The 18,366-nt window shown below is 37.6% G+C and carries 13 protein-coding genes and 2 pseudogenes; 14 read left to right on the top strand and 1 reads right to left on the bottom strand.

Going from position 1 to position 18,366, the window contains the following annotated elements; all coding sequences use genetic code 11:
* Positions 1-112 precede the first annotated feature (112 nt).
* The gene (locus tag DUT71_RS19495) at positions 113-3,121 is read left to right on the top strand and encodes a T9SS type A sorting domain-containing protein (RefSeq protein WP_113664213.1); all 3,009 of its coding nucleotides are present in this window, start codon (positions 113-115) and stop codon (positions 3,119-3,121) included.
* 21 nt (positions 3,122-3,142) lie between these two features.
* On the top strand, positions 3,143-5,053 hold the full coding sequence (locus DUT71_RS19490) for a T9SS type A sorting domain-containing protein (RefSeq protein WP_113664212.1): 1,911 nt from the start codon (positions 3,143-3,145) through the stop codon (positions 5,051-5,053).
* A gap of 126 nt (positions 5,054-5,179) precedes the next feature.
* On the opposite strand, the gene DUT71_RS19485 is transcribed toward DUT71_RS19490, so the two are convergent.
* On the bottom strand, positions 5,180-5,419 hold the full coding sequence (locus tag DUT71_RS19485; RefSeq protein WP_113664211.1) for a hypothetical protein: 240 nt from the start codon (positions 5,417-5,419) through the stop codon (positions 5,180-5,182).
* A 1,160-nt stretch (positions 5,420-6,579) separates the two neighbouring features.
* On the opposite strand from DUT71_RS19485, the pseudogene DUT71_RS19480 reads away from it, so the two are divergent.
* From DUT71_RS19480 to DUT71_RS19430, 12 genes and pseudogenes are all read left to right on the top strand, one after another.
* Positions 6,580-7,146, top strand: a pseudogene (locus tag DUT71_RS19480) (phage integrase SAM-like domain-containing protein); the annotation flags it as partial.
* Between the two features lie 138 nt (positions 7,147-7,284).
* Positions 7,285-7,683 (top strand): annotated as a pseudogene (locus DUT71_RS19475) (conjugal transfer protein TraG); the annotation flags it as partial.
* Positions 7,684-7,832: 149 nt separating this feature from the next.
* Positions 7,833-8,210, top strand: coding sequence for an ArsR/SmtB family transcription factor (locus tag DUT71_RS19470; protein WP_024566613.1), 378 nt, complete (start codon positions 7,833-7,835; stop codon positions 8,208-8,210).
* The gene (gene merTP / locus DUT71_RS19465) at positions 8,204-8,806 is read left to right on the top strand and encodes a mercuric transport protein MerTP (protein ID WP_089741003.1); all 603 of its coding nucleotides are present in this window, start codon (positions 8,204-8,206) and stop codon (positions 8,804-8,806) included. Before DUT71_RS19470 ends, merTP begins: the two co-directional genes overlap by 7 nt.
* On the top strand, positions 8,806-9,012 hold the full coding sequence (locus DUT71_RS20580; RefSeq protein ID WP_089741001.1) for a GDCCVxC domain-containing (seleno)protein: 207 nt from the start codon (positions 8,806-8,808) through the stop codon (positions 9,010-9,012). Before merTP ends, DUT71_RS20580 begins: the two co-directional genes overlap by 1 nt.
* A gap of 76 nt (positions 9,013-9,088) precedes the next feature.
* Positions 9,089-9,274, top strand: coding sequence for a hypothetical protein (locus DUT71_RS20420; RefSeq protein WP_205313999.1), 186 nt, complete (start codon positions 9,089-9,091; stop codon positions 9,272-9,274).
* 15 nt (positions 9,275-9,289) lie between these two features.
* Complete coding sequence (locus tag DUT71_RS20560; RefSeq protein WP_262484119.1) at positions 9,290-9,412, top strand: hypothetical protein; 123 nt, start codon at positions 9,290-9,292, stop codon at positions 9,410-9,412.
* Between the two features lie 21 nt (positions 9,413-9,433).
* Positions 9,434-9,877: a Fur family transcriptional regulator gene (locus tag DUT71_RS19450; protein WP_113664210.1), complete on the top strand. Its 444-nt coding sequence runs from the start codon at positions 9,434-9,436 to the stop codon at positions 9,875-9,877.
* Between the two features lie 23 nt (positions 9,878-9,900).
* On the top strand, positions 9,901-10,227 hold the full coding sequence (locus DUT71_RS20620; protein ID WP_311394713.1) for a DUF6660 family protein: 327 nt from the start codon (positions 9,901-9,903) through the stop codon (positions 10,225-10,227).
* 143 nt (positions 10,228-10,370) lie between these two features.
* Positions 10,371-14,738: a CusA/CzcA family heavy metal efflux RND transporter gene (locus DUT71_RS19440; protein ID WP_113664208.1), complete on the top strand. Its 4,368-nt coding sequence runs from the start codon at positions 10,371-10,373 to the stop codon at positions 14,736-14,738.
* Between the two features lie 2 nt (positions 14,739-14,740).
* The gene (locus DUT71_RS19435) at positions 14,741-16,015 is read left to right on the top strand and encodes an efflux RND transporter periplasmic adaptor subunit (RefSeq protein ID WP_076390103.1); all 1,275 of its coding nucleotides are present in this window, start codon (positions 14,741-14,743) and stop codon (positions 16,013-16,015) included.
* Positions 16,016-16,033: 18 nt separating this feature from the next.
* Positions 16,034-18,079 (top strand): heavy metal translocating P-type ATPase, encoded by a 2,046-nt coding sequence (locus DUT71_RS19430; RefSeq protein ID WP_113664207.1) that lies wholly within the window; start codon positions 16,034-16,036, stop codon positions 18,077-18,079.
* Positions 18,080-18,366 lie beyond the last annotated feature (287 nt).

Below are 18,366 nucleotides of genomic sequence, written 5' to 3'. Positions count from 1 at the left end.
CGGTATAAGCTACCGTACCGAAAACTTTTAGCACATACTTTTCGATTTTGAAAATCGAAGAAGAGCCTTATTGCGCCAACAATTCAGTTCATCAATATGAAAACTATCAATTATGAAAAGAATTTTAAGTATCCTCACGACGATTATGCTGTCCTATTGTACAGTGGAGGCACAAAATGCCATAACCACTTGGGCGCTTACAGGCAATCAGAATGCAAATGTTTTCGGCGCCGTTAACGCCAATAGCCAGTTCTTATCGGCACTTCAACATGTCGACTACATCAGCGGAGGTCAAAGAACAATTCCCATAGGTAATAGCTGGCCTGCCGAAAGTGCTGCAAATACGAGTAGATACATGCAGTATACAATTGCTCCCAACTTGGGGCAAACACTTAACGTTAATAAAATTGAAGCTTCATTAAGTTTCAATGGTTCTTCAGCAGGCAGAGCTAACCTTGCATGGTCTACAGATAAAATCAATTTCACTCCCATCGCTGGCACCATTAAATTAAACTCAAGCGCTACTCCTACTGCCTATACCTTTGACAATCTAAATATCAACATTCATCAGGGAGATACTTTGTATTTACGCCTCTATCCATGGACCACCGCTATCATTCCCAGCAAGTATTTAGTAGCTAGTAACATAAAAATAAATGGAAATACCAGCATTTCTCCACAAGCAACCTGGGCACTAACAGCAGATCAAACCGCTACCACAAATGGTCATATAACAGCAAGCAACCAAAGATTACAAAATCTCGATATCCAAAATTATGTTTCCAGCAATGGAGGACAACGAACATTACCGCCTTCAAAATCTTGGCCTGCCGAAACTACGTTCAATGCAAACAGATTTATCGAATATAAAATCACACCTACAGCTGCTCATGACGCAATTGTTAAAGAAATTAGTGTTCCTTTAAGTTTCAATTCATCTGCCTACGCACGAGCCAACATTGCATGGTCTGTAGACGGTATTAATTTCAGCAATTTAGCCCCAGCTGTTGCGCTTGCATCTGGCTCTACGCCCATCGAACATCTGTTCCAAGACTTAAATATTCCAGTTCCCTTCGGGAAATCTTTTTACCTGAGGGTATATCCTTGGACAACCTCTGCCATTAGTGATAAATATTTGGTCTCTAAAAATATAAGGCTGAAAATACAAACCAAGGTAATGGCCCAAATCGCTTTTCCCGGTGCCGAAGGTGGCGGGCGAAATGCAACTGGGGCACGCGGCGGACAGATTTACTATGTTACTAACTTAAATGATGCAGGAGTGGGAAGTTTAAGAGACGCCGTAAGTGAAGGCAACAGAACTGTATTATTTAAAATTTCGGGAACTATCTTTCTCGAAAGTCCTATAGTGATACAAAAGGACGGAATTACAATTGCTGGCCAAACGGCACCAGGCGGAGGGATTTGCTTGGCCAACTATGGATTAAGCATTAGCGCCAACAATGTCATCGTCAGATATTTGAGATCAAGACCAGGCGATGTAATTACCAGGCCAGGAGATTCCACAAAAGCGGTAGATGCCATGTACAATGCTTTTGGTACGCCGATACAGAACCCTTATCGAAACATTATTGTAGATCATTGCTCACTTAGCTGGTCCACTGATGAAGCCGCATCTTTTTATGCTGTAGCAGATTTCACCTTACAATGGAGTATCCTCAGCGAAAGTTTATACATGGCCGCACATCCAAAACCTACTGCACACGGTTACGGTGGAATATGGGGTGGGCAAAACAGTTCCTTCCACCATAACCTATTAGCCAGTCATAGTAATAGAAACCCCAGGTTCTCTGGCAGCGAAAACAACAATCAACCAGACCTCGAGTACGTGGATTTCCGAAACAACGTTATTTTCAATTGGTACGGTGGCACTTATGGCGGCATAGGCGGACATCAGAACATGGTGAACAATTATTACAAAAGCGGACCGGCTACGGTTGGGACTTCAAGAAAGAAACGTCTACTGAGTTATAGCAACAGTACCGCTATTCGACATGGCAAGTTTTACATCACCGGCAATTATGTTAATGGTTTTGCCGATGTTACGGCAGATAATTGGTTGGGTGTGGATATCGCCGCTGGCATCAGCTTAGATTCGATAAAAGTAAACACTCCTTTGATGCACACTGCCATTAACACGCAAAGTGCTACCGATGCCTATACTGATGTGCTCAACCATGCGGGTGCTTCTTTACCTAAGCGAGATACCGTAGACAGGCGTATTGTAAAAGAGGTACAAACCGGAATCGCAACATTCGGTGATCCTAGCTTTTCTGTTTCTGGGATGGTTTCCCCATCAGGAATGATTGATAGCCAATATACCGTTGGCGGATGGCCAACACTCCATACCACCGCCTATCCTGACGACAGCGACAATGATGGCTTACCCAATTGGTGGGAGGCAATGCAGAATGGCCATACCGCAGATTCAACTAGTGTAAACCCTAATGCTTTTGATACCGACGGTTATACTTTCCTTGAAAAATACATCAACGGCATCCCTCCTTCAGACCAACAGACAGTCTTCACAAGCATTACTGGAAGCAGAATAAATAATGGAGATACCGTAAAGATTGATTTCCAAATCAACTGGGCAAACAATCAATCAGATTTTGCTTTGTACCGCTCAACAGATGGTCTTACGTTCACCAAGATAAAGAACATAGCCTCCAATATCAACAAAACGAATTATAGTTTCGAGGATATCTTTTCTGCTACTAGTGCTGTTTATTACAAAGTAGGAAGTAGCAGAAATAACGATTCGGAAATAATCCATTATAGTAATTCAATTACCATTGGAGGCATTGAAGGCACATTAGCTTTGAAAGCATGGCCAACACCAAAAAAAGCTTCCAATGAAAAAAATGCATTTATGGTTTATCCTAATCCAGCTAACCAGCAAATCAATGTTCAGCACTCTGCCGCCTCAGCTGGATCAACCATCACCATTACCGATATGACAGGGAAAATCCTATCCTGTTACCATCCTTTGATCAACCAAGCTAATAGTACCATAAATATATCCCGTTTGCCCCAAGGAAGCTACTTGCTTGTTTTCAAAAATAATTCGATACAGCAAAACATCATATTTCTTAAAAACTGATCCATCAAACAAAACTTAAATATGAAAAAAACAATTACTCTTTTACTCGCCTTTTTCTTTATTGCCTATGCAAGAGCGCAGAATACAGGCGATTATCGTTCCGTTAAATCTGGAAACTGGGGCGATATCTCCACTTGGGAAACCTATAGTGGTGGAAACTGGGTGGCAGCCACCTCTGTAGTCAGTACCAGAAACTACACGGTACGAGAAGGCCACACGGTGACTATTGCTGCCAGTACAAGCTGTAATGCACTTACCGTAGAACAGCAAGCAGTGCTACGCTCGGTAAGAGATGCCGGAGAAACCACGGTATATTTAAGAATGGGACATGCAGGAACTGCAAGTGTTACCATTTTGAATAATGGGCGTATTGGCGGAACAGAAGAAGGGGTAGGCGGAGCATTGATCTTAGAAACGTCGGGGGTAGCGCTTGGCTTCAAATTAACGGGTACAGGCATATGTAGGGTTGCAAGATTAAGGGCATTGCAGGGCAATACCAAAAACGTTACCATAGAAATAGACCAAGATGTAACCCTTACGGATGCTACTGCACCATTTACCGCCTACACCAATAGTTCAGCAAGTGTTGCTGCAGAAAACTTTACCATGACCATTAATCCACAAAAAACGGTTAAAATAGCAAACCCATCCGGTTTCTTTCACGTAGGAGCCAACACGGTAACCAATCAAGCAGGAAGTTATACTTACAATATAGATGGCACTTTAGATTTAAGCGAATCAACAGTAACTTCTTATGTCATACCTTTTGCGAACAATGCAGCGTCCAATGTTACCGTAAATGTGAATGGTTTATTAAAACTAGGTGCTGGACTGGACCTCATAAATGCTGCTCCTTCAGCATCAAACAATGGTAATATCTCTATCAACCTAAACAATAATGGCATCATTGACGCTACAAAAGCAACCTTAATAGCAACGGGAAGCAATTACTTTAAAGTAGCTGGCAATGGAACCCTGATCAGAAAAGTAGATAACCAAGCTACTACCTTTCCATTAGGACTGCAATCGGCAGCTTCGCCAAATTTTGTAACGATAAATAATACGGGTGTAACAAACAATTTTTCTGTTAGGATTTCCGATAACTTTGATGTCCCAACATCGAGTACACAGATTGTAAACAAAAAATGGGAAATCAGTACTGATGGTCCTGGAGCAATTGCCAATCTTAAATTGAATTGGAAAACAGCCGATCATGGTAGTGGATTCAATCCTTCCCAAGATGTTTCATTGATCAAATTAGATGGTGCAACTTGGAGTTCAGTGGGAAATACCACCGTTACAGGGCCTGATCTTTCCGGATTCCTACAGGCTGAAATATTAGGTATGACAAGTTTTGGAACATTCGCACTCCAAAATAGCGCTACCTTACCACTAAATTTCATTTCTTTTGATGCAAAACTAAAAGGCCCCCAATTTTCAAAAGAAGTATTCCTAAGCTGGGCTACCGAGAATGAAGTGAACACTGAAAGTTTTATGATTGAAAGAAGTTTAGATGGTGTTAATTTCAAGTCTATCGGCCGAACCTTATCAAAAAATACCAGAGGTACGAACAATTATTCATTCTACGATTATGCACCTCTCCCCTCAACTTCATACTATCGCCTCAAGCAGTTAGATAGGGATGGAAAATTTGATTACAGCGGCATCAGGGTTATCAACAACTCCTCCGAATTGAAATTGTCCATCTATCCCAACCCTACCAGCGAAACGATTAATCTAATCCATCCAGTTGCAGACGGCAATTCCGTCATTGATATTTCCGATTCAACTGGAAAGCTAGTTCTGTCCTCAACAGCTGCCACGGGAACTTCGAGCACAAGCATAAAAATTAGCCATATAGCGCCCAACGTTTATTTCCTTCAATTCAAAAAAGGAGGGAATAAATCTGTATTAAAGTTTATAAAAAAATAACAAACAGACAAACAAAACCGCATGAACCGATGCCAATACTATACTAAACCTAAATTCAGACAACTATAGTCACATTAGAATAAAGCACCTAAAAAAACCCTCTCTAAGTGTCAGGAGAGGTTTTTTTTAGAAAAATCTCTTATCGGCACTTGGACCCGGACCTGGAATATCGATCTGAATATAATCTCTTTCCTGAGCTAAACGCACCGCTGGATTACCAAATGCATTGGTTAATTGAAAGGTAGACGTTCCGCTACCCGCCAGCACAGCCCAATGGCTAATGTCCAACAATCGATGCTTGACAATTTTAAAAAATTCAACAGCAACGGCCTCATCATCAAATGTACACTGTTGCTTGGCGTCCATTTACGTTCCAATTATTTAAGCTGTAATGGTGAACGTAGATTTTTGCATCAACTGTTGCCATTTTAACTTGAAAAAAATTGCGTTTACGGATACCGGAAGTCCTAAATCGCGGGATTTTCTTTGTTAAATATTTGTAAAAGTCATACGCTAAATTCAACAGTTTTTCCTGTAAAACTTAACATTGTTTAGCTATTGAAAAGACAAAATGGAGGTAGGAAACTTCCTATTATGGAAATAAAAAACCCCATCCTATTAGCTAGAAATGGGGTTTTATGTGATTTTCGGACTTTAAAATCTTTGCTCCCTATAGTGGGTGCTTTTCAAAAAATCTTCTTTATGATTTGATTAGAATTTCAAAAATTAACGAAGACCCTTTAGATGATTTCAAATAATCATTACATCTATTGCTAAAAACGAAAAAAGAACTACAATCATAAATTAAACATCTTTTTATCTACTATCAATACTTAAAGCAGCAGATTTTAAGTATTGATAGCTATACCTTACAGCGATCATCGTCCTGGGAAACCTAGAGTTGTGGGCTGGAGCATGGGGCATTCGAGAGCAGGTTCGACCGTTGCGGATGCTTGGAAAACGGTCACAAAGAACAGCCCCATTGAAAGGGAACTTATTTTCTTTCTATAGCTACAATGGATACAATACGCCAGTCATAGGTTCCGCAGCCGCTTAAAAGGGAGCTAGTATTACAAAGTATGAGCAGAAAGAGGAATTGCCGGGATTAGAAATAAAACAGAAATTACCCAAAATGACTCTACTTTTATATTGCAATTCCAATTGCAATTCCATACCCCCGAAGTAGCCGAACAGAAATTCGGGAAAGATAGAAGACAGGCCGGCAAGTATTGAGGTTAAATTTATCATGGCATTTACTTTTTATAAAAAAGATTAGTAAAAAGCAAAAATAAGCAAAACGGTTAAAACCTTTGCTATACAAGGCTTTATAAAAAGAGTAGTCTTAGTTCGGAAGTCGGTGTCTGATAGGTTTGGGGCTTAAATTGACAAGGTTAGGTTACTAATTCGTTACCGATTGACAAAGGTAACAGTATAGTTTAACTGATTATATTTCAGTTTTTTGCGCTCTTTTCTACGTTCCCTTGTAACTCAATGTAATTTAATTTTAAACGTTAAACATTTGAGTTATGGAGCAGACAAAAAAATCGACGTTCAAACTGCTTTTCTATTTGAAAAAGAACGAACTGAAAAAGAACGGTAATGCCCCGATTATGGCACGTATTACCATTGACGGAACCCCGAAAACTTTCGGAACAAAGTTAGAAATTGACCCCAATAATTGGGATTTAAAACACGGAAGAGTTCAGGGCAAAAGTGCGCAAGCATTAAGCATCAATAAAAAACTGGATAACATACGTGGGCGTATCGACAAGATTTATGAAGATATGCTGAAGCACGAGGGCTTTGCGACTGCCCAAAAGGTAAAGCTATCATTTTTGGGTGTAGGCATAATGGACGATGCTATCCTAAAGGTTTTCAACGACCAAAATGAGGATTTTAAAAAATTGGTCGAAAAAGAAGAACGCTCAAAAAGCACCTACAACAAGTATATCACAGTTTACAATCATCTTACCACATTTATAAAGGAACGCTATCATAGTGATGATATGGCTTTTCGGGAATTGACTTCCGATTTTATCCGGGAGTTTGATTTTTACCTCCGGTACGATTTACAGTCCTCCCACAATACAGTTTGGGTGTACACGATGCCTTTATGCTTATCAACACAAATGCCGAGAGATATTCCAGTTGGCACACTTAGTCAGATGGGAACATTTATTACTCATAGATTGATTAACTATCAAGATAAAGAAGCAATAGCCAGTGCTTGCTTATTGCAGAAACGCCAGAGTATGACGATTAACCGCAATGATAAATCTACCTCTATTTCGACACAGTTAGACAGCCTTATTCCGGCTTCCAAAATCTCAACACTTACACAAGGTTTGTTTGTTGGTTCTGTATCAGATAACTTTGATGAACGTATCGAGCAGAAGATATTTCACGCCGAAATTGTAGTGGACAATGAAAAGGTAGCGGCAGAAAGCAAAGCCTATCAGCAAATACCGCAAATCTTATCTTTTGTAAATGAGCAGGGCGAGGATAAGATGAAGCAGGAAATAGAAAACAATTACAAGCAGATAAAATCAGACATTCTGAATATTGTTGTTAGTGAAATGGAGCGTATCAAGAATGACCCTAACTTACAGCATTTGGTGCAGAAAGAATGATTATACTAAATATTTTTGTGATTTTTCTATTAATATATTGTTAGAAGAATTAAAAGTAACAGCACCATTACGTCAACATATAAAATGCCAAATTTTAATACTCATAATTTAGCATTTGCTTAAATAAACAAATTAGTTACATTTGCATTATGGATAATACTTCTTGTACACGACAACAGGCAGACATTAAACAAATCAATCGCTGTAAAGAAAGAGTTTCGGAACTCCACAGTTCGTTTGACTATTTGTCGAACGCACTTGAATTGACTGGAAACAATGTAAGACTGAAAATTCTGTTTCTTCTTTATGAAGAAAAACGACTTTGTGTTTGTGATGTGAGTGAAATTCTTGGAATGACAATTTCAGCGATTTCTCAGCACTTGAGAAAACTTAAAGACCGAAAGCTTATTGAAACCGAAAGAGAGGCGCAAACCATTTTTTACTCATTGACAAAAGAGTATGAGAAAATGTTGGACCCATTTTTTAAAATACTTGACGATAAAAAAAATTTAGAAACAATATGGTAACGGACGGAAAACTAATTGGGACTGGACTTTTGACAGCAATAGCAGCTTCATTATGTTGCATTACACCTGTTTTGGCTCTCATAGCAGGAACAAGTGGACTTGCTTCAACTTTCTCTTGGCTCGAACCTTTTCGTCCATATTTTATCGGGTTAACTATTTTAGTGCTTGCTTTTGCTTGGTATCAAAAATTGAAACCGCAAAAGAAAATTGACTGCAACTGTGAAACAACTGAAAAATCAAACTTTATGAAAACAAAATCATTTTTAGGAATTATTACCGTTATGGCGGCTTTACTTTTATCATTTCCGCTTTATGCTCACATTTTTTTTCCAAAGACCGAAAGTAAAGCAATTATTACCCAAACTTCAAAACTTCAAAAAGTTGAGTTTACAATTAAAGGGATGACTTGTTCAGGTTGTGAACACCACGTTAAAACAGAGATTAGCAAACTAAAAGGAATTGTGGAAGTTGTGGTTTCCTATGAGAAAGGCAACGCCATTGTTAAGTTTGACAACAAACAAACAAGTATAGCAGAAATAGAAAAAGCTATCAATTCGACAGGATACAAATCACTAAAAAGTAAAATTATATCATAATGGAAATTAAATTACAATCCGTAATAACTTGCCCAAACTGTGGATACAAAAAAGAGGAAACAATGCCGACAGATGCTTGCCAATATTTTTATGAATGTGAAAGCTGTAAGACACGCTTAAAACCATTAAAAGGCGATTGTTGTGTGTATTGTAGTTATGGAAGTATTCCCTGTCCACCAATACAACAAGATAAAAAATGTTGCTAAAAGAACTCGATTGAGAGAAAAAATAAAAAATGTCCGGTTTCCCAACTATTATTTTAAAAATTTACAATGAGTACCTGTGCTATCAACAGAAAAAACATTATCAGAAGTAATTGAAATATTAAGACAAAGAGGTTACACGGAAGATTTTAATCTATTGGAAGAAAACGTTTCATACAAAATAGATGGCGATAAGGTTAATTTAAGCAACATTGTTATTGATAAAATTTATCGTTTTACTGGGCTTAATGACTTGGAAGATTAGGCTATCTTATATGCGATGAGAAACCAAAAAGATGGAGCAAAAGGTGTTTTCGTAAATGGTTATGGTGCATACTCTGACAGTGCAGCAAACAGCATCATTGAGCAAATATCAGTTGACGAAGACGATAATGATGATTAGACAATAGTAAATTAAATCACAATGAATGAATTAGAAAAAATCTTACAACAAAGAGCCATAAAACCTACTGCTATGCGTTTGTTGGTGGTTGAAAAGCTACTGAAACAACAATATGCGGTAAGCCATAAAGAGTTGGCAGAACAGTTTGAAAAAGCAGATAGTGTTACCTTATTCAGAACACTCAAAATATTTCTGGAACACAAACTTATCCACACCATTGATGATGGAAGTGGGGTGGTAAAATATGCACTTTGTCAATCCGGATGTAATTGCGATTTATCAGAACTACACACACATTTTTATTGTACCGACTGTAAACATACTTTTTGTCTTACCGAAACTGAAATTCCAAACATCAAAATTCCCCAAAACTTCAAATTAGAAGGAGCTAATTTGGTTCTCAAGGGGAAATGCGACCGTTGTAGTAATAATATACCTTTAAACTTTGCAATTCGATTGCACTAAATATATTTTATATTTGTGGTCTGATGAAAATATTTGTAATCCTATTCAGTATCTATTTTTTGGCATTATCCGTAATGCCCTGTACTGATGCGTGCGGTATGAATATAGACAATACTACAAAATCAGAATTTACTCGAACAAATGAAGGTCAGAAAAGTAGCAATGACGTATGTAGCCCTTTTTGTTCTTGCACCTGTTGCCATACCATTGTAAATTTTACGTTTCAGTCTTTCAAAATAAATGAAACAAAGCCGAGTTTCGGCAAACAGCAAAAATTCCCACTTTGGGCTTTCAATTTCATTTCCAATTACCACGGAAACATTTGGCAACCGCCAAAGATTAATGCTTAATATTTTTTAGCAAATGTATTTATAGGTGGGGCATATCCTCCACTAATAAAGAAGCGTACTATGTAAGTCGTACATTTAGCTGTTCTTTTTGTATTAAAAAAAGAACTTATATCCACTATTATTAATCATTAATCAAATGAATTGTGTTAGACAGTATCATAAAATTCAGTATTAAAAACAAGCTTGTCATCGGTATAATGACCTTGTTGCTCATCATTTGGGGAGTTTGGAGTGTTACAAGACTATCAATAGACGCTGTTCCCGATATTACCAATAATCAGGTGCAAATAATTACAGTTTGCCCAACATTAGCTGGTCAGGAAGTAGAACAATTAGTAACCTTTCCCATTGAGCAAAGTATTGCCAACATTCCAGGCTTGGAAGAAACTCGAAGTATTTCAAGATTTGGTTTATCAGTAATTACGGTTGTATTTAAAGACAAAGTAGATATTTATTTTGCCAGGCAACTTATCAATGAAAAACTAAAAGAAGCCGAAGAAAATATACCTAACGGTATTGGTACACCAGAACTTGCTCCAGTAAGTACAGGCTTGGGTGAAGTGTACCAATACATTATCCACCCAAAGAAGGGTAGCGAGAATAAATACAATGCTAAAGAACTGCGAACAATGCAAGATTGGATTGTTGCACGTCAGCTTTTCGGTACACCCGGTATTGCAGAAGTGAATAGTTTTGGTGGTGAGCTGAAACAGTATGAAGTGGCTGTAAATCCTAACCGCTTAAAGGCAATGGGTGTGAGTGTTACCGATATTTTCACAGCATTAGAAAAAAATAATCAAAATACAGGCGGTGCATACATTGATAAGAAACCGAATGCCTATTTCATCCGAGGTATCGGTTTGGTCACTTCATTAGATGATGTAAAAAATATCAGTGTAAAGAACGAAACCGGAAGTGTCCCCATTTTTATAAAAGATGTGGCAGATGTTCGTTTTGGTAATGCAGTACGCTACGGAGCAATGACATATAATGGAGAGGTAGATGCAGTAGGTGGCGTAGTGATGATGCTGAAAGGCGAAAATGCCAACAATGTGGTAGAAAAAATAAAAGAGAAACTACCCACTATACAAAAATCTTTGCCTGAAGATGTTGTGATAGAACCTTATTTAGACCGTACAGATTTGGTAGACAGGGCAATGAATACTGTTAAGAAAAACCTTATTGAAGGAGCTTTGATTGTCATCTTCGTATTGGTTCTTTTCTTAGGAAATTTCAGAGCCGGATTGATTGTAGCTTCTGCCATTCCTTTAGCATTGTTATTTGCATTGGCTTTAATGAACATTTTTGGCGTAAGTGCCAATTTAATGAGTTTGGGAGCAATAGATTTTGGATTAATTGTGGATGGGGCGGTAATTATTGTAGAAGCTACGTTGCATCATTTAGGTTTACGAAAATCCACACAAAGGCTTACTCAGCAGGAAATGGATAATGAAGTATTTGCATCCGCTTCCAAAATTCGCAGTAGTGCAGCTTTTGGAGAAATCATTATATTAATTGTTTATATTCCCATCCTTACATTGGTAGGCGTAGAAGGAAAAATGTTTCGCCCAATGGCACAGACGGTAGGTTTTGCCATCTTTGGAGCGTTGATTTTATCTTTAACCTATATCCCGATGATGTGTGCTTTATTCCTATCTAAAAAGCCAACACACAAAGAAACGATTTCAGATAGAATGATGAACTGGCTACAAAAAAGGTATCAGCCACTATTAGAAAAAGCCATTAAAATAAAATATTGGTTAGTGGGTATTACCATTGCCATATTTGCTTTTACCCTACTGTTATTTAGCCGAATGGGAGGAGAATTTATACCTCAATTACAGGAAGGGGAATTTGCGTTTGAATTTAAGATGCCAATCGAAACTTCATTAGCACAAAGTATTGAAACTTCGATGCTTGCATCGAGATTAGCCAGGCAATTTGATGAAGTGAAAATGGTCGTTGGTAAAACCGGAGCTGGAGAAGTACCTACTGACCCTATGCCACCAGGAGCAACAGATTTAATGATTATTCTGAAGCCCCAAAGTGAGTGGAAATCAGGAAAAACCTATGATGAATTAGGAGATGCAATAGAAGAGAAATTAAGTGTAATACCTGGTGTAACTGTTGAAAAAAGCCAACCTATTCAAATGCGCTTCAATGAACTAATGACAGGTATTAAACAAGATGTAGCAGTAAAAATATTTGGTGAAAACTTAGATACACTTGCTTTGAATGCTGAAAAAGTTAGCAAAATAATACAAAGTGTAAAAGGCGCTACCACTCCACAGGTAGAACGTGTAAGCGGCTTACCTCAAATCAATGTAGAATATGACAGAACCCGTATTGCTAATTATGGGCTTAATGTCGAAGATGTGAACAATGTGGTAAGCACTGCTTTTGCAGGAAAAAGCGCAGGTGTAGTTTATGAAAATGAGAGAAGATTTGATTTGGTAGTACGATTGGATAGCGTTTACCGAAGTAGTATTGAAGATGTAAATAATCTGATGATACCTACACCAACCGGTAATCAAATTCCATTGTCACAAGTTGCAACTATTGATTATAAATTAGGACCCGCACAGATAAGCCGTGAAGCTGGTAAACGAAGAATTGTAATCGGGTTCAACGTTGCAGACAGGGATGTACAAAGTGTGGTAGAAGAAATTCAGCAAAAATTAAATGCGCAGGTAAAATTACCGCCTGGATATTATTTCACTTATGGCGGACAGTTTGAAAACTTGCGGGAAGCCAGTAATAGATTGATGATAGCAGTCCCAGTTTCCTTATTATTGATTTTTGTATTGCTCTATTTCACGTTCCGTTCCTTCAAGCAGGCAGGCTTAATATTTACCGCTATTCCGATGAGTGCCATTGGTGGCGTGTTGGCTTTGTTGCTTCGTGGTATGCCTTTCAGCATCAGTGCAGGCATTGGCTTTATCGCTTTATTCGGAGTAGCGGTTCTCAACGGAATTGTATTGATTGGAACTTTCAACCAATTAGAAAAAGAAGGAATAAAAGATGTATTGAAACGAGTAATTGAAGGAACTAAAATTCGTCTGCGTCCAGTATTGATGACTGCAACAGTAGCCAGTTTAGGATTTCTACCAATGGCATTAAGCAGTAGTGCAGGTGCAGAAGTACAAAAACCTTTAGCGACCGTAGTTATCGGTGGTTTGGTAACCGCAACGTTCCTTACCCTATTTGTACTGCCGCTATTGTACATCATTTTCAATTCAAAAATTAATTTAAAAAGAAAATTCAAAGTGAAACCCATTGCAACTATCATTGTATTGCTACTATCCTTGGTAGGTTTTACAGCAAATGCACAAACGAAAGATTTATCGGGTGTTGATGAGGCAATTAGCATTGCCCTTCAAAATAATCAAAGTATTAAAGCATCAGATTTGGAAATTGAAGCGAGTAAAGTTTTGAAAAAAACAGCCGGAGAATTACCAAAACTCGATTTTAACGCCCAATTGGGACAATACAACAGCACCAAATTCGACCAGTCTTTTCAGGTCGCTCAAACAATTCCATTTCCTTCATTATTTGGAGCAAAAAAGCAATTGATTAATGCAGAAATAAAAGGTAAAGAAATACAGAAAAGCCTAAGTGTTTTAGAATTAAAAAATCAGGTACGAACGTATTATTATCAAATTCTGTACCTGCAACACAATCAAAAACAATTGCAACAATTGGACAGCTTATATGGTGATTTCATAGGCATTGCAAAGCTTCGTTACAAAACGGGCGATACTAAAAAAGTGGATATAAGTACAGCAGAAGCTAAGAAAGGGGAAATCAATTTATTGTTGAAACAGAATGAAGTGTTTTTAAATAATGCAGTTGCCAGTCTGAAAACATTGATGAATACTAAAGAAGATTTTATTATTGCAGAAAATGGAATTTTTCAACCTTTACAAATCAGTAATTTGCTGGACAATGATGCAGTAGCAAATCATCCTGCAATTCAATCCTTATATCAGGATGCAGTTATTGCAGAAAAGACCAAAAAGGTAGAACGTTCGCAAGGTTTACCCGATTTTACGATAGGTTACACAAATCAATCTTTGATAGGCTTTCAAACAGTAAATGGTGCGGAGAAATATTTCAATTCTGGTAACCGTTTTAATTCTGTAAATATTGGTGTTGCTATTCCAATAACTTATGGTGTTACTAAAGCCCGGATAAAATCTTTGGATTACCAAAAGCAAGCAGCCGAAGCCAATGCACAACAGCAACAAAAAGTATTGACAACGCAAATGCAGAATGCCTTGCAACAATACCAACAGGATATGCATCAGTTCAATTATTTTCAGCAGGAAGCATTACCTAACGCTAAGGAGATTGTAGCGGCAGCTCAATTAGGATACAAAACTGGCGACATCAGTTATGTGGAATATCTTTTTGCATTGCAAACCACAACTGATATTCAATTGAATTACCTAAAAAGTATTCAGCAAGTAAACCAATCCGTAATCAATATTTATTCATTAATTAATAAATAAAAATGAAATTCAATATAAATAAAATAAGGTATATAATGGCAATGATTGTCGTTCTATTAGCTTTTTCAGCCTGTAAAAATGATAAGCAAGTAGCGGAGAATAAATCTTCCGAAACCAAAGCTGGCGAAAAAGCAGAAGCAAACAACGAAGAAGAAATGCCAACTATTGCAACACTTTCTGAAGAACAGATAAAAATAGTTGGGATACAATTAGGAACTATCGAACAAAAGGAATTAACGGCAACCATTAAGGCTAATGGAAACCTTAAAGTGCCCAATAACAATAAAGGTAATGCTACTTCTTTGTATGGTGGTGTTATAAAAATGCTTAATGTGCAAATCGGAGATTATGTAAAAAAAGGACAAGTAATTGCCACTATTGCCAATCCGCAGTTCATACAATTACAGGAAGAATATCTAAGTACTGCAAGCAAAATATCTTTTGCCGAACAAGAGTTAGCAAGACAGAAAGAGCTAAATGAAGGCAATGCAGGCGCAAAGAAAAATCTGCAAAGTGCCACAGCCGAATTAAATAGTTTACGTACTCGCAGGGCTTCTTTACAACAGCAGATACAATTAATGGGTATTAATCCGGGGTCCGTTTCAAATAACAATCTGAAATCAGCATTGGTGGTAACCAGTCCTTTGAATGGTACGGTTAGCAATGTATTTGCCAAGATTGGAAGCTATGTCGATGTTTCTTCGCCAGTTATAGAAATTGTAGATAACAGTTCTTTGCATTTGGATTTACAGGTTTTTGAAAAGGATTTACCGAAAATAAAAGTGGGACAAATCATTCATTTTACACTTACTAATAATCCTACAACCGTATATGATGCTACGGTTTTCAGTATCGGTTCGTCATTTGAAAATGAGAGTAAAACCATTGCCGTTCACTGTCGGGTAAATGGCAATAAAAATGGCTTAATAGATGGAATGAATATTACAGGTATTGTAAGCTTAAATAATATTACGACATCTGCTGTTCCTAATGACGCCATTGTAAATGCCGATGGGAAATATTATGTTTTCATTCAAACCGATAAAAAAGTTGAGGAACATAAAGAAGAAGAAAATAAGGGTGGAGAAGAAAATGAACGCAAGGAAGATAAAGCCAATATGAATTTTGAAAAAGTTGAAGTTTTGAAAGGAGTATCTGATATGGGCTATACCGCAATAACTTTTGTAAATCAAATTCCTGCAAATGCAAAAATTGTGGTAAGAGGAGCATTTTTTGTAAATGCTAAATTATCTAATACTGGCGAAGACGAAGATTAAACAATAAAAACAAAAGCGATGATAAATACGAACAAAAATCACAAGCATATTTATGATGCACACGGCAAGCAACTCTGCTGCACGGAGGAAAGCAAAAACGATGCCCAAACAAATACAGGGCAGAGTACTGATAATGTTTGTTGCTCAACGGATAAAAAAGTCAATCAAAAGAGTAATGAACGAAGTGAAGCTGTTGATAAAAATAGCGTTATAAAAATGTTTTTACCAGGAATTATTTCTTTGGTACTATTGCTAATTGCTATTTACTTAGACAATGCCTTGAAACCTGAATGGTTTCAAGGTTGGGTAAGAACTGTTTGGTATATAATAGCGTATGCACCAGTCGGATTTCCTGTAATTAAAGAAGCTTTTGAAAGTATTAGCAAAGGCGATGTTTTTTCAGAATTTTTGCTAATGAGTATTGCCACTATTGGAGCCTTTGCCATTGGTGAATACCCAGAGGGTGTCGCTGTAATGCTGTTTTATGCTGTTGGCGAAGTCTTTCAGTCATTAGCAGTTAAAAGAGCGAAAGCAAATATCAAGAGCTTGCTTGACCAACGCCCCGATGAAGTAACTATTCTAAAAGAAAATCAACCGAAAACAGTAAAGGCGGAAACAGTAACCATTGGTGACATCATACAATTAAAGCCCGGCGAAAAATTAGGATTAGACGGAACATTATTATCCGAAACTGCATCATTCAACACAGCAGCTTTAACAGGCGAAAGCAAGCCCGACACCAAAGCAAAAGATGATACGGTATTAGCAGGAATGATAAACCTAAATACCGTTGTACAAGTAAAAGTAACAACTGCATATACTGATAGCAAGCTGAGTAAAATTTTAGAATTGGTGCAAAATGCTACTGCTCAAAAAGCACCGACAGAATTATTCATTAGAAAGTTTGCAAAAATATACACACCGATAGTTGTACTGTTAGCTATTCTAATTACAGCATTGCCCTACTTCTTTGTAGAAAATTATGTGTTCAGCCAATGGTTGTATCGTGCTTTGGTATTCCTTGTTATCTCTTGCCCTTGTGCATTGGTAATAAGTATTCCTTTAGGCTACTTTGGCGGAATTGGGGCAGCGAGTAAAAATGGAATATTGGTTAAGGGAAGCAACTTTTTGGATGTTCTTGCCAGCATACAAAATGTAGTAATGGATAAGACAGGTACAATGACGGAGGGCGTATTTAAAGTTCAGGAAGTTGTATTTGACAAGGCATTTGATGAGAAAGAAATTTTAGAAATGGTCAATGCTTTGGAAAGCCATAGTAGCCACCCCGTAGCAACTGCCATTCAAGAATATGTAGGCGATGTAAACCACAATATCCCATTAGAAAATATAGAGGAAATTGCAGGACACGGACTAAAGGCTAATGTAAATGGGAAAGAATTATTGGTAGGGAATTTTAAGCTGATGGATAAATTTTCTATTACTTATGACATAGACCCGAACAGCATTGTCTACACGGTAATCGCAGTGGCTTATGATAGAAAGTTTGTTGGTTACATTACCATTGCGGACAGCATAAAAGAAGACGCACAGGAAACCATAAATCTATTGCATAAGCTCAATGTTAAAGCTACTATGCTTAGCGGAGATAAAAGTACGGTTGTAAAGTATGTAGCGGAACAGTTGGGGATAGATAATGCTTTCGGAGATTTATTGCCTGAAGATAAAGTAAACAGAGTTAAAGAAATTAAAGCCAAAGGCGGAAGCGTTGCTTTTGTTGGCGACGGTGTAAACGATGCGCCTGTTGTGGCTTTGAGCGATGCGGGTATTGCAATGGGCGGTTTGGGAAGCGATGCGACCATTGAAACGGCAGATGTGGTAATACAAGACGACAAACCGAGTAAAATACCTATGGCAATCAATATAGGCAAGCAGACAAAGAAAATCGTTTGGCAAAATATAGCTTTAGCATTCGGAGTAAAAGCTATTGTACTAGTTTTGGGAGCTGGGGGCTTAGCGACTATGTGGGAAGCTGTTTTTGCCGATGTTGGGGTTGCCTTATTAGCTATACTAAACGCAGTAAGGATACAGCGGATGAAATTTTAAGATTAGAACATCCTAATGATGAATAAAACAGACAATTCGTAAGAAAGGCAAAAGTTATCAAATGTCAATTTGTCGAAGGAGAAGAAGAAGAAGAAAAGACCTTCGCTCTTTATGATACTTTTTGGGATATTTTTTAGCTCTGTGTCTTATTGCTTTGATATACATAAAATTAGACACTATTATATCTATCCCTATCACTAAAAATGGACTTATTAGTTCTGTATCGAGCAAAAACCAAAGTTCCAAAAGAGAAACCCGAAAATGCAAATTTCTTTCAAATATGACAG

It is taken from the genome of Pedobacter nanyangensis (assembly GCF_003313505.1).
Lineage (GTDB): Bacteria > Bacteroidota > Bacteroidia > Sphingobacteriales > Sphingobacteriaceae > Pedobacter > Pedobacter nanyangensis.
The sequence above is the reverse complement of the archived record's forward strand: the minus strand, read 5'-3'. Positions and strand labels throughout refer to the sequence as shown.

Bases quoted from the DNA above. Each gene is read 5' to 3' on its own strand.
- merTP (WP_089741003.1), top strand. From the start codon at position 8,204: ATGGTAACGGACGGAAAACTAATTGGGACTGGACTTTTGACAGCAATA.
- DUT71_RS20560 (WP_262484119.1), top strand. From the start codon at position 9,290: ATGAGAAACCAAAAAGATGGAGCAAAAGGTGTTTTCGTAAATGGTTAT.
- DUT71_RS19430 (WP_113664207.1), top strand. From the start codon at position 16,034: ATGATAAATACGAACAAAAATCACAAGCATATTTATGATGCACACGGC.
- DUT71_RS19495 (WP_113664213.1), top strand. From the start codon at position 113: ATGAAAAGAATTTTAAGTATCCTCACGACGATTATGCTGTCCTATTGT.
- DUT71_RS19485 (WP_113664211.1), bottom strand. From the start codon at position 5,419: ATGGACGCCAAGCAACAGTGTACATTTGATGATGAGGCCGTTGCTGTT.
- DUT71_RS19470 (WP_024566613.1), top strand. From the start codon at position 7,833: ATGGATAATACTTCTTGTACACGACAACAGGCAGACATTAAACAAATC.
- DUT71_RS19450 (WP_113664210.1), top strand. From the start codon at position 9,434: ATGAATGAATTAGAAAAAATCTTACAACAAAGAGCCATAAAACCTACT.
- DUT71_RS19490 (WP_113664212.1), top strand. From the start codon at position 3,143: ATGAAAAAAACAATTACTCTTTTACTCGCCTTTTTCTTTATTGCCTAT.
- DUT71_RS20620 (WP_311394713.1), top strand. From the start codon at position 9,901: ATGAAAATATTTGTAATCCTATTCAGTATCTATTTTTTGGCATTATCC.
- DUT71_RS20580 (WP_089741001.1), top strand. From the start codon at position 8,806: ATGGAAATTAAATTACAATCCGTAATAACTTGCCCAAACTGTGGATAC.
- DUT71_RS19435 (WP_076390103.1), top strand. From the start codon at position 14,741: ATGAAATTCAATATAAATAAAATAAGGTATATAATGGCAATGATTGTC.